General features: G+C 32.2%; 15 protein-coding genes. All 15 read right to left on the bottom strand.

The genetic code is table 11. From position 1 onward, the window contains the following. Window positions 1-52: 52 nt before the first annotated feature. Complete coding sequence (locus ACUL40_RS18540; protein ID WP_071739754.1) at window positions 53-1582, bottom strand: lipopolysaccharide biosynthesis protein; 1530 nt, start codon at window positions 1580-1582, stop codon at window positions 53-55. A 54-nt stretch (window positions 1583-1636) separates the two neighbouring features. After that, on the bottom strand, window positions 1637-3100 hold the full coding sequence (locus ACUL40_RS18545) for an O-antigen polymerase (RefSeq protein WP_146632188.1): 1464 nt from the start codon (window positions 3098-3100) through the stop codon (window positions 1637-1639). Between the two features lie 113 nt (window positions 3101-3213). Beyond that, window positions 3214-4296, bottom strand: a complete 1083-nt coding sequence (locus ACUL40_RS18550) for a glycosyltransferase family 1 protein (RefSeq protein WP_071739756.1) — start codon at window positions 4294-4296, stop codon at window positions 3214-3216. Further along, entirely contained in the window at window positions 4290-5405 is a 1116-nt protein-coding gene (locus tag ACUL40_RS18555; protein ID WP_088867981.1) for a glycosyltransferase family 1 protein, read from the bottom strand. Before ACUL40_RS18555 ends, ACUL40_RS18550 begins: the two co-directional genes overlap by 7 nt. Before the next feature lie 19 nt (window positions 5406-5424). Next, the gene (locus tag ACUL40_RS18560) at window positions 5425-5979 is read right to left on the bottom strand and encodes an acyltransferase (RefSeq protein ID WP_080490319.1); all 555 of its coding nucleotides are present in this window, start codon (window positions 5977-5979) and stop codon (window positions 5425-5427) included. Window positions 5980-6064: 85 nt separating this feature from the next. After that, window positions 6065-7177 carry a glycosyltransferase family 4 protein gene (locus ACUL40_RS18565; RefSeq protein ID WP_071739759.1) on the bottom strand — a complete coding sequence of 371 codons (1113 nt, stop codon included), beginning with the start codon at window positions 7175-7177 and terminating at the stop codon, window positions 6065-6067. A gap of 29 nt (window positions 7178-7206) precedes the next feature. Further along, window positions 7207-8112 (bottom strand): NAD(P)-dependent oxidoreductase, encoded by a 906-nt coding sequence (locus tag ACUL40_RS18570; protein ID WP_080490320.1) that lies wholly within the window; start codon window positions 8110-8112, stop codon window positions 7207-7209. Window positions 8113-8133: 21 nt separating this feature from the next. Next, complete coding sequence (locus tag ACUL40_RS18575) at window positions 8134-8961, bottom strand: aldolase/citrate lyase family protein (protein ID WP_071739761.1); 828 nt, start codon at window positions 8959-8961, stop codon at window positions 8134-8136. A gap of 30 nt (window positions 8962-8991) precedes the next feature. After that, window positions 8992-9612 (bottom strand): sugar transferase, encoded by a 621-nt coding sequence (locus ACUL40_RS18580; RefSeq protein WP_071739762.1) that lies wholly within the window; start codon window positions 9610-9612, stop codon window positions 8992-8994. A gap of 133 nt (window positions 9613-9745) precedes the next feature. Next, window positions 9746-11554, bottom strand: coding sequence for a polysaccharide biosynthesis protein (locus ACUL40_RS18585; RefSeq protein ID WP_071739763.1), 1809 nt, complete (start codon window positions 11552-11554; stop codon window positions 9746-9748). 60 nt (window positions 11555-11614) lie between these two features. Then, window positions 11615-12496 carry a UTP--glucose-1-phosphate uridylyltransferase GalU gene (gene galU, locus ACUL40_RS18590; protein WP_445422783.1) on the bottom strand — a complete coding sequence of 294 codons (882 nt, stop codon included), beginning with the start codon at window positions 12494-12496 and terminating at the stop codon, window positions 11615-11617. Window positions 12497-12744: 248 nt separating this feature from the next. Continuing rightward, window positions 12745-13512 carry a tyrosine-protein phosphatase gene (locus ACUL40_RS18595; RefSeq protein ID WP_445422810.1) on the bottom strand — a complete coding sequence of 256 codons (768 nt, stop codon included), beginning with the start codon at window positions 13510-13512 and terminating at the stop codon, window positions 12745-12747. Between the two features lie 112 nt (window positions 13513-13624). Beyond that, window positions 13625-14326 carry a CpsD/CapB family tyrosine-protein kinase gene (locus ACUL40_RS18600; protein ID WP_061457913.1) on the bottom strand — a complete coding sequence of 234 codons (702 nt, stop codon included), beginning with the start codon at window positions 14324-14326 and terminating at the stop codon, window positions 13625-13627. Then, entirely contained in the window at window positions 14316-15059 is a 744-nt protein-coding gene (locus tag ACUL40_RS18605) for a YveK family protein (RefSeq protein ID WP_071739766.1), read from the bottom strand. Before ACUL40_RS18605 ends, ACUL40_RS18600 begins: the two co-directional genes overlap by 11 nt. A gap of 260 nt (window positions 15060-15319) precedes the next feature. Next, a complete protein-coding gene (locus ACUL40_RS18610; RefSeq protein ID WP_000467938.1) occupies window positions 15320-15997 on the bottom strand; it encodes a CpsD/CapB family tyrosine-protein kinase in 678 nt (225 codons plus the stop codon). Between the last annotated feature and the right edge of the window lie 21 nt (window positions 15998-16018).

Raw genomic sequence — 16018 nt, forward strand, 5'->3', positions numbered from 1 at the left:
CACGATTTTATAATTAATAAATTATTATAAAACTAGAGTATTTCATGCCGTATTAATTAATTTTTATTTTCTTTTTTACATGAGTTTTTAAAACCTTAAGTAAATATTTAAACTCATCTGATCGCCAAAAAACACATAAAAAGATAAGGTTTGTTAAGACACTGCAAATAATAAGCTTAAGTAAAAAGGAACTTATAGAATCTCCATCTACTAGATTACATGCTGACCATGTGACAGCTCCTGTAACTATAACCGTTATAGTATAAGTAATGTACTTCAAAAAATAGGGTTTAACAGATTTTCTAAAACCATATTTAAATAACATATATGGTTCTACCCAAAAACAAGTACTCAGAGTACTAATAATAGTGCCAATAAATATCCCAATTATCCCAAAATATTTACCTAATATAATTGAAGCCAACAGATTGATACCCGCTTCAAAAAAAGGTTTATAACGGTCATACCAATAAAGCCCTAATGCATCCCTGAATGTCAAAACACTCTTTCTCATACCAGTAAAGTAAAAATTCACCACTATTACTAGCACTATACCTAAAGAAAATAAGTATTCTTCCCCTAACCAGAGCTTTAAGAATGGATTTAATAGATTAATTAGTGCAATTGCTGCAAAACCATGAATCCAAAATCCTATGAGATTTAAACACCTAAAAATAAAATGTGACCTCTCTCCTGATTCGGTTACACCTAAATTCCCTACACTTGCCGTCACTGCTTGAAACATTATACCAAAAACCGTATTTAAAGCACTTGTTATTAAAAGATAATTCGAATACAAACCAACAGCAACTACACCAACAAACTTAGAAATCAACAAACTGTCCGTACCATTAACCACAATTCCCCCAACATTATGGCCCATCATTGCTTTAATATTTCGAGAAATTGTTCCTTTTGTTTCTTTATCTAAGGGTAAAATATCCTTCTCTCTAAGATAGGGATATAATGTATTTGCCTTTCTTGAAATAGCTATATTCTCCATGAAAGTGAAACAAAGTTGCAATATTAAATAATATAGGTAATTTTTTGTTATCAAAAGAATTATTATCTGCACAACGTTTAAAATTAGAAAAAAACCATAACGATAAAACGTCGCAATATATCTCTTTTGATCCGCTATAATTAAAGAGCGTTTATACGAAAAAAAATAAGACATGGCCGAATTTAGTACAAATAATACATATATAAATTCTATATATGGAATATCTGGCATATCTTTAATTATAAAGTTAAGAAAGGGTGTTATGATAACACCTGTAATCGCAATAAACATCCCTATAGTGATATAAGCTTTTTTATATAAGCTCATTAATGTTTTAATTTTAGGAACGTCTTGTTCGGAAAGCGGTTTATAAAGACTATATACAATCGCTGCTCCTACGCCTAATTCTGCAATCGAAAGCATTGATAATATATTGGAAAATAATCCATTAATCCCTAAATACTCCGAGCTAAGTGTTTGTACAAAAATCATACGTGTAATAAAGCTAATAATTAAAGCTAATACCTGCCCAATTACGGCATACTTTATATTTTTTAAAGAATTTCCTGTTCTTGACATAGACCCACCACGTTTTCCCAAAGACTAATATTTCTAAAATTAAAATTCTAAATCCTACTCATCTTTCATACCTATTGACTTTTTTCTGATACTCTTCGCTGCTAAATTTGTTGATATATACGAGAAGATAAGTAATGGTATGAATAAACTTGTTATTAAGTTAATAAAAATTACAAAGTTATATATAATAAGCGATAAAGAAGATATTAAAACTCCTACTATATACACATATTTACTAAGCAAATTAAAGCTTTGTTGCATCCTTACTTCCAAGTTAATTGCAAGATAAACTATAAAACAGGATAATACAGGAGATAATAATGTTCCAAAATAGTAATATCCATGTCCTGCTGAAGGAATAATATGTCCACTAAGTGATGAGTTATAATAGTATTCAGCATTAAATAAGGCTTTTATGTTAACGTGCTCTTTAAAGAAAACTGCTACACCTGTGATTGATTTTCCTATATCAGGAATAATGCTAGAAAAGTGGCCATATCCTAAATTTATAGCTGCTGCAAAATTGACTGGGCCTGTAAAATATGCTTGAACTGTCTTAGATATGCCAATCCATACATTTTCATTAGGTTCATTAAAAACACCTGTAACTACTAGTAATCCCCCCACCACAAAAACAAATAAGCCCAGAATTAAGATTAAATTTAAGGATTTTTTCTTTTTGGGATGCAGATAATATAAAATAAAAAGTAAAGAAATAATAGAAAACACTGTAAATGCTCTATCTAAAGTTATCACTAGGCCAAAAAGAAGGATAATCATCAAAGAAAGAAGAAATTTAATATTTGAAGAAAATCCTTTGAATTGATTAATTTTCAAAATAAAAATAATAGGTAGAATAAATCTTAAGGTATCAACACATAACTTAGATATGGAATAATACGAGTTAGGGACTAGTTGTTCCATCATTCTTATCAATTCATCAGTCTGTTGTAATGATTCCGATGAGGTAGTTAAAAAGAAAGAAAACATATGAATTAATAACGGTTGTTTAACAAAACAAACAATCGCTACCCCTAATATTATAAAAATTAAAATCCAAGCCCACCTATAATTAATTTCAAAAAAATATTCTTCTTGCGTATTTTTTTCTTTTTGGTTCTTTTTTCTAATTAAGTTAAACATGTAAAAAGTAAACCATATACAACACATGTCATAAATCATGATAAAGATAGCCTGATTCATATTATTATAGATATCATAATTTGTGGCTTTGGCCTGATAATCACCTAAAAACATAATAAATGGAACTATCGAAAATCTAAAAAAGTAACCTAAATATAAAATCCAAAATGTGATTTTCTGTTTAAAATCATCATAAATACATAAAATGGCATATGAAAGTATACAAAAGGATAATGGTAAAAATGGTAGCACACCATAGTATGTGGGTTTTTGACTATCCATCCATATAAATATCGACAACATTATGGAGAAAATAGCAAGTAACCAAAACAATAATTTTATTCCGTTTAATCCTTTTTCACTTTTTTGTGACATCGTTATGACATTCATCTTTAATTCCTTTCCATTCTTGCTGATTCTGATATATGTACGCTGGATTTCAACCTCCTTGCACAATTTATATCAGATATTTAGTCAACTTTATTTGCTCAATTGTTAATATAGAAATTCTCTAACCAAAGAGCGCTACTTTTAATATCATATCCAGCTTCAGAAATTTCTTTGTAAGTATTTGTTCGCTCATATCTATTATTTAATTTTAAAATTTCAGCTGCCCAAATATCTTTAGTTTGTTTTAATGATACTTCTTCTATTAAATCTGTCACAAAGGCCTCTTTCGGAATACGATCAGACACTATACACTTTAATCCAGCTGCTTGTGCCTCTACAGCAACGATTCCTAACCCCTCAAAATTTGATGGGAATACAAATACATCCATTGCTTGCAACAAATCTGGTATATCAGATCGAATTCCTGTGAAAATCACATTATTCTTTAACCCCATTGATACAACTCTTTTTTTTATTTCTTCTCTTAGTTCTCCTGTCCCAATTAACAGTAACTTAGAATTTTTATTTTTATCACATACTGCTTTAAAAACTTCTAATAAAAATTCATGGTTTTTTTGATATGTAAATCTTCCAATGTGTCCTATCACAAAATCCTCACTAATATCTAATTCTTTCCGTTTCTCTTTTCTTACTTCCGTATTATATACATATCCTTCGGCTTCAATAGCATTTTTTACAGTTATATATTCATCATTTTTTTCAAATAACCACTTACCCGCTACATCTGAACATGCAAATTTATAATTAGATATTTTACTTAGGATTGGTTTATTTATATAGTGAAGGAGTTTAGTAATCTTAGCATTACCTTTCCATTCATTATGGCTATGTGCAATAACCTTAGCTCCAAATAATTTAGCTATAACTACAGGAGCAATGGAGCTACAAGTATTAAGGTGAATATGAACATATGAATAATCTTTATGTGCTTTGAAAAATTTAAGTAAAGAGTAATAGTATTTTAAACCAAATTTTCTAGGAGGTAGTTGATAGACGTTCCCTCCCCCTGCTACAATTTCTTCCTCAAAACAAATATTCTTCTCGAATTTCAGAAAATCTATTTGTACTTTATTTCGGTCTATATTCCTATAATAGTTCATAACAAATGCTTCAATTCCCCCTAAATCGGAGGACATACCAACATATAATACCTTTAACATCTTCTTACCTCACTAATATAAAATTTCTCTAACCATGAAACACTCTCACTTATATCATAACCCTTTGCTACAATTTCTTTATAGGTATTCCGCTTTTCATATCCTTCAACATTTTCTAAAGTTTTTTCTGCCCAATAATCAGCACCATCTTTTAATGAAATTCCCTCTACCAAGTCTGTCATAAACACTTCTTGAGGAACAGCGTCAGATACTATACACCTTATCCCCGCTGCTTGGGCTTCAACTACAACTATCCCTAAACCTTCAAAATGCGAAGGAAATACGAAAATATCCATTACCTGTAACAGATCTGGTATATCAGATCGCGCCCCAGTAAAAATAACTTTATCCGATATTCCCATCAGAGCAGCATCTTCTTCTATCTTTCTCTTTAACTCTCCATCTCCAACTAACAGCAGAGTAGCATCTTCCCTTTTTTCTTGGATAGATTTAAAAACTTCTAATAAAAATTCATGATTTTTTGGGTATGCAAAGCGACCTATATGTCCTATAACAAGTCGATCGTCAATACCTAACTCTATTCGTTTTTCTTTTCTAATAATAGGATCAATAATATACTTTTCAGCCTCTATGGCATTTTTTATGATTTTATAATTTTTTTTGGTACTTACTTTATTACCGTATAGCCATTTACCCGCTTCTTCAGAACAAGTAAAAAGATTATCTACCGTATATCTTAAAGGATATTGCAAAATATTTTTTACAACAGAACTTATTCCCACACCTGAAGAAGTACTATGACTATGAATAATACTCCTTAGCCCATATTTTTTAGCAATACTTAAATATATAGTAGCTGTACTTCTTACGTGTCCGTGAATAATTTTATATTCCCTATGTTCCTTAAAAAAATTATGCCATGCTTTTACATAAGAAAAGTGATTTTTCCCTCTATATCTCGGAAGTTCATATACCCTCCCTCCAAGTCTTAAAATTTCTTCCTTATAATAAACTTCACCTGGCTTATCTATAATAAAATCAAATTGTACCTTTTCTCTGTTAATATTTCGATAAACGTTCATAATCATAGCTTGAGAGCCACCATTATTAAGACTACCTAAAACTTGTAATACTCTAATCGGTTCCATAATATCCTCACTAATTAGTTTAATATGAAATTATTTGGTTTTCTCTTTTCTGAACGACTATTGAGTCATTAGGAAATGTTCCCTTTATTACTGAACCAGCACCTATAACAGTATTATCACCAATGATTGTTCCTCTCAAAATCACTGTATTTGCCCCGATCCACACATTATCCCCAATAACTACTGGTGATGTTTTATATTTTAAAGCTTTAACGCCATCAGGATTCCTAAAATCATGATCATGATCATAAATTAATACGTTCGGTCCGAATTGACAATTTTTACCTATTTCTATTTTATGATGAGAAATCACTAAACACCCATGATTAAATCCTGTATTATAACCTATTGAAAGTTCAGCTCCTGATCTAACACATAACTTAGAACCGCTACGTGCCCTAACCATTTTTTGTAGATTTAATTTTGAGCCTTTCCCCATCTCGATTACCACTTTAGGTGATATTAAATGAGGAATTTTAAAACTTAAGTTACTAGCATGAAATATTTTCATAAAATATAACTTAATTGAAGTAAACCCAATACATATACCTGCTCTAAAGTATTTTTTCAGCATATTTAAAATCACTCTTTCTATACATACTCAAACTTCTACCCATCCAGAATTAATGATAGCAGTAAAAAACACTTTCTAAATAGTCCTACTTTTTATGCAAACCCATAATTTCAATCATATGTTTATTAACTATATCCACTGAATATTTTTCCCTACATAACTCTAAACTATTTCTAGACATTTTTTGTACTTCTTCAGGACTATTAATCATAAACTTAATTTTCTCAGCTAAACTTATACTATCCCTTGGCTGAACTAAAAATCCATTTATACCATCTACTACTGCATCTCGACAACCAGGCCAATCAGTTGTAATAATAGGTCGCGCCATCGCCATTGCTTCTAAAATGGTTCTTGGAAGGCCTTCCCGATAGTACGTAGGTAAAATAAAAACTTTTGCTTCCTTTAAATAAGGAACTACATCTTTTGTTTCACCAGGAAATTCAATAGATCCATCCGAAATATATGGTTTTAACTCCTCTGGCGTTATTGCACCAATTGATTTGTCAAATCCGCCAAGTAGAATAAATCTTGCATCCGGATATTCCTTTTTCACCATTCTTGCTGCCTCTGCAAACTCAAATACGCCTTTTTCTTTTATAATTCTGGCTATCATTAAGAAAATAGGTTGATCAGGTAATTCATTGCTATTAAACCTTTCCATGTTTACGCCAGAACCATTTACACGGATCGCCTTTTCTTCAGGAAGATATCCCAGTTCAACAAATTGCTTTAAATCATCACTGTTTTGAAATATTACCTTATTACAGCCTTTAAAAGCCTGCTTATATAAAGTTCCTGTAATTTTTCTTAATATTGTCGCTTTTAAGCTTTTAGAAGCATAAACTCGACCTAATCCGGTCACCATTGGATATATCTTTTTTACACCAGCACTATAGCCTGCTAAACTACCATAAATAACTGGCTTTATGGTGTAATTAAATATTAAGTCTGGTTTTTGAGATTTAATTACATTCTTTAAATCCTTATAATATTTAATATCACCTAAAATGCTAGTATTGTCCTTGATGAATGGAATTTCTATAAACTCCACTCCTAACGCCAATACCTCTTCTATATGCTCTTTATCCGGACCAATAGCAACAACTTCATGTCCCTGTGAAATGATTTCCTTAATAAGGTCTCCTCTAAAATTAAATAAAGTCTTATTTTTGGGTGATATCACCATTACTTTCATATGTTACACCTCTTCTAAACTATCAAAGTTTATCTCATATTTTTTTCTAAATTTCTCATGATTAAATTAAATAGTCTTTCATTAATCTTGTCAGATACAAATGAGTTATGAGGTGTCACAATCACCTTGTCTAATTCCCATAAATCATTATTATATGGCAATGGCTCTTCTTTAAATACATCAAGGGCAACCCCAAGAAACTTATCTTCATGAAGCGCCTCTATTAATGCTTCTTCTTTTATAATTGCACCGCGAGAGACATTAACTAAAATGCTTTTCTCTTTCATCGCAGCAATCTTATGGTTATCAATTAAATGGTATGTTATTTCCGTAAGTGGAAGTGTTAAAATAACAATATCACTCTTTTTTAAAGCCTCTTCTACCTCATCAATAAAGTAAAATTCATCAATAAGTTCAGACTCGTTCTCTCTTCTTCCCACACCAATTATATTTACCCCAAATACTTTAAGCCTCTTTGCTATTTCCGAACCAACATCGCCGAAACCAATAATTGTAGCTGTCTTTCCCGTTAACTCTATTATATCCCTACATTTTTCCCATCTTCGTTCGAACTGTGCCTCATAGAACCCTCTACTATTTTTATAGATTTCTAAGACCTTTAGTATTACCCATTCTGCCATTGGTATACTATAAATTCCCTTAGCGCTATGTAGTACTATCCCATGATCCTCAATATAACTAAGCGGCACCCTGTCCAGACCAGCGCTGGTCAACTGAATGAATTTCAGACGTTCAAATTTATTAATATCATTTGAAAGAAATAAACTATTACAAACCACAGCATCAATATCAGACACATCTATTTGTAAAGGGATCCTTTCATCCTGAATAAAAATGATTTCATACCCAAGTAATTGAAGCTGCTTTAGCTGTTCTTCACTATATTTATATGCTCCAGTAAGCAATAATTTCATACGCACTTCCCTCACCAAAATCTATTCTTTTACTATAGAGTAAACCAATTCATTCACCTTACTATGAACAGTTTTTTGATTTTCATCAAAAAACTTTTGTTCTTCTTTTGATAATGTATCCTCATACTCTCTAATTTTTCTTATTCCAGATTTAAAAATTTCTGTTATTTCATCAATTCCCGAAATCTTAGAGGTATTACAAAAACTTCTAGATAGGATAGCCATATTTGATCCTAAACGAAAATGTTCTGCAATAATGTTTTCTGCTGGAAGTGCCCCTTGTCCAAGTTGCGCTATGCCCCCAAATCCATATAAAATTTCTTTCGCCTTAAATTTATTACATAATGCTTCAACGGTACCATCTACTAATAATTCAAACATAAATTTCTTATTATAACTCAGATGAAGATCATTTAACCCTATATGGACATAATTAACCCCTTGTACTTTTAAAATATCATCCATATTTTCCACTGCTTCTGCAGTCTCACACAATAGACAAACCTCAGCCCTATCATCTATAAATTTAACAAATGTTTCAACTTCTTCTTTTGTTTTAAAAAAAGGGAGCATCACTATATCTGCTCCATCTTGAATTACTCTATTTATTTCATCTTCTGATCCATCGTAAATTGGGTTAACTCTAACTAGTAATTTTGATTTTTTTAATACCTTTTTAATCTTTCCAACATCATTAATACTATGCCTCGATATCACCGTATCTAAATGTCCTTGTCTTGCATCCTTACCATTAATTTCAAGATCAATAAAAATCCAATCTACACCACTTTTTTCAGCTATTTTAGCAACCTCTTCTTGATTTGTGATATACATTAACTTTAAAGTCATTTATTTTTCACCATTCTCTCTTTTAATTACCTATTTTTTAATATCAGACCGATTGCTCTTAGCAGTCTCTCCAACATTAATATTGTCCTGCATGGTCAAAACCTTAAAAATGGTTTTAAAAAATATTTTTATATCAAAAATTAATGATAGACTATTTACATATTCTACATCATATTCAATTCTTTTATCCCAGGGTACATCCTTACGCCCATTAACTTGTGCCCACCCCGTAACTCCAGGCCTAACATTAAACCTTTTTTTCTGTTCTGTAGTATATTCTTTGAGTGTCCATGGATGATACGTTAACGTTGGGCGTGGTCCAATAATCGACATATCACCTTTCAGAATGTTAATAAACTGTGGAAACTCATCAATACTAGTTTTTCTAATAAATTTACCAACCTTTGTTACTCTAGTATCACCTTTCGTTTCATAAACCCCACTTTTTTCAGCGCCAATACACATTGAACGAAATTTATATATTTTAAACACCCTACCATTTAATCCAAGACGCTCTTGTTGAAAAATAATTGGACCTTTAGATTCTAATTTAATTGCCACAGCCACCAGCATTAAGAGTGGTGAAAGAATTATTAATCCAGTTAAAGATAAAATAATATCTAATAACCTCTTAATCTTTTTATAAATCATAATCTGCACTTAACTCCTTTTCTTTACTTCTACATATAATTTATACAATTTTTATAATTTCTATTTAGAAATATTCCCTTAATATCAAAGATTTTAAATTAAAATCTACTAATTACATACTAAATACCTATATTTATTTAACTACTTTTTTAGTATTTGCAATGTCTAATAATCTTATCCTTATTTCTTCTTTAGCCATATTCTCAAATTCATCCATGAATTGTCTCAGAATCATCGAATCTATCAAAACAGCCTTTCCAATATGAATTTTAGGAAATACCTGCTCTGGATGAATTTCACCTTCATTTAATAACTCTTCATACATTTTTTCCCCTGGTCTTAATCCAGTAAATTCAATTCCGATTTCTTCAATAGAAAAACCTGAAAGAGTAATTAAATTTTTAGCTAAATCCACAATCTTTACTGGATCTCCCATATCTAATACGAATAATTCTCCCCCTCTAGCCAGTGTGCCTGCTTGAATAACTAATCTTGAGGCCTCCGGTATCGTCATAAAGTAACGAATCATGTCGGGGTGAGTAACTGTTACAGGTCCACCTTTTTGAATTTGCTTCTTAAATAGTGGGATTACACTTCCCCTACTTCCAAGAACATTACCAAATCGAACGGCAACGAATCTTGTATTAGTACTTACAGCTGCCAAATGCTGTACAAGCATTTCTGCAAATCGCTTTGTAGCCCCCATTACATTCGTAGGATTTACAGCTTTATCTGTAGAAACCATTACAAACGTATTCACTTTAAACGTATCTGCCGCTTCAGCTACATTTTTCGTACCAAAAATGTTATTTTTCACTGCCTCTTCTGGATTACGCTCCATTAAAGGAACATGCTTATGTGCAGCCGCATGATACACGATATATGGTTGATGCTTTTTCATTATTTCAAATATTTTATGACGATCTTGAATATCAGCAATTTCTGTTGTTATTTCCACAGAATCTTTATAAGTAACTCTCATTTCCATCTCAATATTATAAATGCTGTTTTCACCATGTCCTAAAAGAACAATTTTAGCTGGCTTGTATTTCATCACTTGACGACAAATTTCTGATCCGATTGATCCACCAGCGCCCGTTACTAAAATAGTTTTACCTGTAATTTTCTCCCCAATTCCAGCATCATCTAGCTTTATTGGTTCTCTCCCTAATAAATCCTCTACTTGTACATCACGGAATTCATTGACAGAGAGTTTACCATCTAAAAGGTCTTCTAACATCGGCACAATTTGCGTTTTCGCTTTTGTTTTTCTACACTTCTCAAAAATTTCATTGATTTGACTTCTATTTAATGAAGGAATTGCGATAATAATATGTTCTATATCATTATCTTCTACAATTTCTTGAATATGAGTTGTTGTTCCAACAACTGGCACATTATAAATTTCTAATTTTTGCTTATTTCTATCATCATCAACAAACGCAATTGGATATAAATCTGCTTCTTTATTATGCTGTAATTGACGTACTACCATCGTTCCTGCTGAACCAGCACCGATAATTAATGTTCGTTTTTTATCAGTAGCTTTTGTAATATATGTATCACGGAACATACGCCATACGAAGCGAGAACCGCCAATTAATAATAAATGCAACATCCATGCAATTGCTAAAATTCGAACATAAATATCGTGATTTATAATTTGTTGAACAATTGCCGTTACGATAATCGAAAGCGTTATCGCTTTAAATATTTGTTTTAATTCTCCAATACTTGCATATTCCCAAGCCTTGTTATAAAGCTTATAAATAGCTGCAAAAATATGATGACTACACAATAAAGTAATAGAACTAATAATTACTGTCGTAGGAATTTTATTTAGTACATTTGGATGTACAAACCAATAACTTAAATACACGGCAGTGAGTACAATAAATGAATCTAATAAAATTAATAATGAGAGCCGTTTTCGATAACTCAATATATCTGTTCCCTTCTTTATATAATTCTTATCTTATTCATAATAAAAAAGGACATTCCCTTATGAATGTACCTCTTCCTTTTTTACAAGCTCTTTCATATACTTCATCAACTCTACATTTAATTCTTCATTTTGTAGCGCTATCTCAATCGTCGTCTTAATAAATCCAAACTTCTCCCCGACATCGTAACGCGTACCTTCAAAGTCATAAGCAAATACACGTTGAACTTCATTTAATCGTTGAATTGCATCTGTCAATTGAATTTCCCCACCAGCACCTGTTTGTTGATCTTCAAGGAGCATAAAGATTTCTGGTGTTAATATGTAACGTCCCATGATTGCTAAATTTGATGGTGCCGCTCCTTGAGCTGGTTTTTCCACAAATTGACGTACTTGATAACGGCGATCATTTTGTTCAACTGGATCGATAATGCCGTAACGATGTGTTTCATTTTCAGGTACTGTTTGTACACCAATAACAGATGAGTGTGTTCCTTCGTATTGATCCATTAATTGGCGCAAACATGGCGTTTCTGCTTGAACAATATCATCACCAAGTAATACTGCAAACGGCTCATTTCCAATAAACTTACGTGCACACCATACTGCATGCCCTAGACCTTTTGGTTCCTTTTGTCTTATGTAATGAATATTAATTTTTGAGGAAGCTTGTACTTTTTCTAGCATGTCATACTTCCCTTTTTCTAGTAAGCTTTGCTCTAATTCAAAAGAATGATCAAAATGATCTTCAATAGCACGTTTACCTTTTCCAGTAACAATAATAATATCTTCAATTCCTGATTCTATCGCTTCTTCGACTATGTATTGAATTGTCGGTTTATCAACAATTGGTAACATTTCTTTAGGCATTGCCTTTGTTACCGGTAAAAATCTTGTCCCCAGTCCCGCAGCTGGAATAATTGCTTTTCTTACTTTTTTCAAATCTAGTACCCCCAAAATATATTATTATATACAAATGTAACAATAACAAAAACCCTATCTATGGAGTCATAGTTATAACTCCATAGGTAGAGTTTCTACCATAAATAATTTATGGGCATCTAACCCATCCTCACGTCATACTCCCGACGACAAGCGTCTAAGGTAGGTGCGAAATAAAAATTTCTACCCACAGCACGACCGAGTGTCCCCGTTGATAACGGTTAGGAGACATCACCCAAACTCTTCAATTAAAAAATACCGAACAATTTTTTACGACGAATTTGTTCTGGATCTTCTTTGTAAATTGCTTTCCCACTAATTAATAAGTACGGATTTTCTTTTAAATCACTCATAACATTCATTCCGAATTCTTTCTCAATTAGTTCATAACTTTCTGCTAAATGAAATCCTCTCGATGTCGTGTTATGCGCATCTGATGCGATCATATGTGTTAAATTATGTTCCACAAGCTGTAGTGAGAATTTTTTAATCTTTTTACCAAATTTCCCAAGCAAACTACCTGCCGTTACTTGCGTTAACGCACCTTTATTTACAAGGTTATATAACTTATCTGGCCGCTCGATTAACTCGGCATTACGTTCCGGGTGAACAATAATTGGAACCATTCCTTTTACACGTAATTCGTATAATAATTGTTCGGCATAACGAGGTACGTGATTCGATGGAAATTCAATGAATATATATTTATTTGTTTCATTTAAAGTAACGATTTTACCAGCTTCATAGTCTTCTAATAAATCGCCATATAACCTGACCTCTTGCCCAGGTAAAATAGTAAGTGGAATATTATGTTGTTGTAGTTCATCATTTAGTTGTTTTACGTGATGAATAATTGAGGTACGTTCATTTACATATTTTCCATTTTGATGGTGCGGCGTTGCGACAATTGTAAGTATTCCTTCTGAAACGGCTTGTTGTGCCATCGCTAAACTATCTGTTACTGTCTGTGCACCATCATCGATACCAGGTAAAATGTGACAATGTAAATCTATCATTTGTTTCATCCTCCCTCTCTCCTATAAAGATCTTTTTTCCCTTGAATATGAGATATTGCTCATATTCAAGGGAAAAAAGGAGATATGTTTCAACCATATCTCACTCTTTTAATTAGTTTGCACCGTAGTAATAATATAAGCCGTTTTCACGTTCACGATCGTTTAGAACAACGCCCAACAATTTACCTTTAGCCGATTCTAATAATCCTTTTGCTTTCACTGCTGTCTCTTTTTCTGTTGATTCACTACGAACAACAAGAATAGACGCATCACATACATTTGCCATAATTTGCGCATCGGTTACAGCTAAAATTGGCGGCATATCAAAAATAACTAAGTCGTACATACTGTATGCTTGTCCAAGAAGTTCTTTCATTGATTTTGAGCCTAACAATTCGGCCGGGTTTGGTGGGATTGGACCACAAGCTAAAAAATGTAGATTGTCTACAGATGTAGTTTGTACACATTTTTCTAAACGTTCACTATGTGTTAGTACATTCGTAAGTCCAAAAATGTTATCTACTTGGAACATTTGGTGCATTGCTGGTTTACGCATATCTGCATCAATTAATAATACTTTTTTTCCTTGTTGGGCAAACACAACTGCCATATTCGCTGTCGTTGTCGTTTTCCCTTCACTTGGGTTTGCAGACGTGACCATTAATGAATGTAAATTCGTATCTACAGCTGCAAATTCAATATTCGTTCGAATATTACGATATTGTTCTGAAATTGGTGATTTCGGTTGTTGATGAGCAATTAATTGACGGCGTTGACGATGATTCTTTTTCTTTTTAAATAAATTAAGAGCCAATTGTTTGTCCCCTCACTTTTCTTGATGATGGAGCGTGTGATTTCACGTTCATTGTTTCTTCATCCATACGAGCTACAATCCCTAACACTGGTAAGCCAAGTAAGCTTTCTACATCTTCTTCTTTTTTCACCGTGTTATCTAAATATTCTAGTAAAAATGCAAGACCAACTGAAGCCATTAAACCAACAATGAAAGCAATCGCTACATTAAGCATAGGCGCTGGCTTAATCGGAGATTGATTTTCTGCAACTTCAGCTTTAGATATTACTGTTACGTTATCAACGTTCATAATTTTTGCAACTTCACCTTTAAATACATCTGCAGTTGCATTCGCAATATCACTAGCTCTTTTAGGGTCTTTATCCTCAGCTGTTACAGCGATTACTTGTGAATCCTTTTCATTCGTAACATTAACTTTTTTTGTTAACTCTTGCGCTGTCATGTTTAAATTTAATTTTTCATTCACTTGTTCTAAGATTACTGGACTTTTAATGATAACCTTATATGTATTCGTTAATTGAATATTCGTTTGGACTTCACCGGCTTGAATCATTGCCCCTTCTTGTTTCTTCTGGTTAACAAGAATTTGCGTCGAAGATTGATAGATTGGTGTCATGAAGAAAAAGCTAATGATAGCACTTACAATAGCTGCACCAAATGCGATTACGAGGATCATTGCTAAACGTTTTTTTAAGATATGAAATAACTCTTTTAGACTAATTGTTTCTTCCATAAGTTCCTCCAACTTTCTAAAATTTACACATAGGAAAAATTATAACATATAAATCTTACATTTTTTATTTTTAATAATTCAGTTCTATATTTGTTCACAACAAACAAGTTTAATCTTACAAAATAATCTTAAATATGACAACACATTCCAATGATTTCCCAAAAATTTTATCATATCATGCTTTTTACAATGTATAACTTGATAAATAATTTTCAGAAATCAAAAAAAGCCAACAAAAATTTTGTTGGCTTTTTCATATTTTAATAATAACCATACTGCTCTTTTTCTTCTCTTTTATCGTTTAAAACGACACCAAGTAGTTTGCCTGATGCTTTATCTAATATTTGTTTCGCTTTTACGATTTTATCTTTTTCCGTCTTTTCACTTCGTACAACGAGTACGATTCCATCACATTTATTCGCAAGTATTTGTGCATCTGTAACCGCAAGGACAGGTGGTGTGTCAATTAATATAATATCAAACATGTTATATGCTTCTAGCAACGCCTCGTCCATTGCCCGGCTCCCTAATAGTTCTGCTGGGTTTGGCGGGATTGGACCTGCTGCCATTAAGTATACGTTCTCTATATCTGTTTTTTGAATGCATTGCATAAGTTTTGCTTGTCCTGATAATAAGTTCGTTAGCCCATTTGAACTATGAATGGCAAATAAGTTTTGTATCGTCGGCTTACGCAAGTCAGCTCCAATTAATAAAACTTTCTTTCCTTGTTGTCCGAAAACAACTGCTAAGTTTGAGATTGTTGTTGTTTTCCCATCACCTGGATCGGCTGAAGTAACAATAATAGAACGAATATGATTATCTACAGATGTAAACTCAATGTTTGTACGAATGTTACGGTATTGTTCTGTAATACGCGATTTAGGCTCTTTATGTGTAATTAATTGTCGTAATGGTTTTCTTTTCTTTCTCCCGAACATATTCATAATCTCCTTTTGTGA

Source organism: Bacillus sp. KNSH39 (assembly GCF_052656585.1).

Excerpts from the sequence above, each read along its gene's own strand:
- ACUL40_RS18540 (WP_071739754.1), bottom strand. The coding sequence starts at position 1,582 with ATGTCAAGAACAGGAAATTCTTTAAAAAATATAAAGTATGCCGTAATT.
- ACUL40_RS18545 (WP_146632188.1), bottom strand. The coding sequence starts at position 3,100 with ATGTCACAAAAAAGTGAAAAAGGATTAAACGGAATAAAATTATTGTTT.
- ACUL40_RS18550 (WP_071739756.1), bottom strand. The coding sequence starts at position 4,296 with ATGTTAAAGGTATTATATGTTGGTATGTCCTCCGATTTAGGGGGAATT.
- ACUL40_RS18555 (WP_088867981.1), bottom strand. The coding sequence starts at position 5,405 with ATGGAACCGATTAGAGTATTACAAGTTTTAGGTAGTCTTAATAATGGT.
- ACUL40_RS18560 (WP_080490319.1), bottom strand. The coding sequence starts at position 5,979 with ATGCTGAAAAAATACTTTAGAGCAGGTATATGTATTGGGTTTACTTCA.
- ACUL40_RS18565 (WP_071739759.1), bottom strand. The coding sequence starts at position 7,177 with ATGAAAGTAATGGTGATATCACCCAAAAATAAGACTTTATTTAATTTT.
- ACUL40_RS18570 (WP_080490320.1), bottom strand. The coding sequence starts at position 8,112 with ATGAAATTATTGCTTACTGGAGCATATAAATATAGTGAAGAACAGCTA.
- ACUL40_RS18575 (WP_071739761.1), bottom strand. The coding sequence starts at position 8,961 with ATGACTTTAAAGTTAATGTATATCACAAATCAAGAAGAGGTTGCTAAA.
- ACUL40_RS18580 (WP_071739762.1), bottom strand. The coding sequence starts at position 9,612 with ATGATTTATAAAAAGATTAAGAGGTTATTAGATATTATTTTATCTTTA.
- ACUL40_RS18595 (WP_445422810.1), bottom strand. The coding sequence starts at position 13,512 with ATGATAGATTTACATTGTCACATTTTACCTGGTATCGATGATGGTGCA.
- ACUL40_RS18605 (WP_071739766.1), bottom strand. The coding sequence starts at position 15,059 with ATGGAAGAAACAATTAGTCTAAAAGAGTTATTTCATATCTTAAAAAAA.
- ACUL40_RS18610 (WP_000467938.1), bottom strand. The coding sequence starts at position 15,997 with ATGTTCGGGAGAAAGAAAAGAAAACCATTACGACAATTAATTACACAT.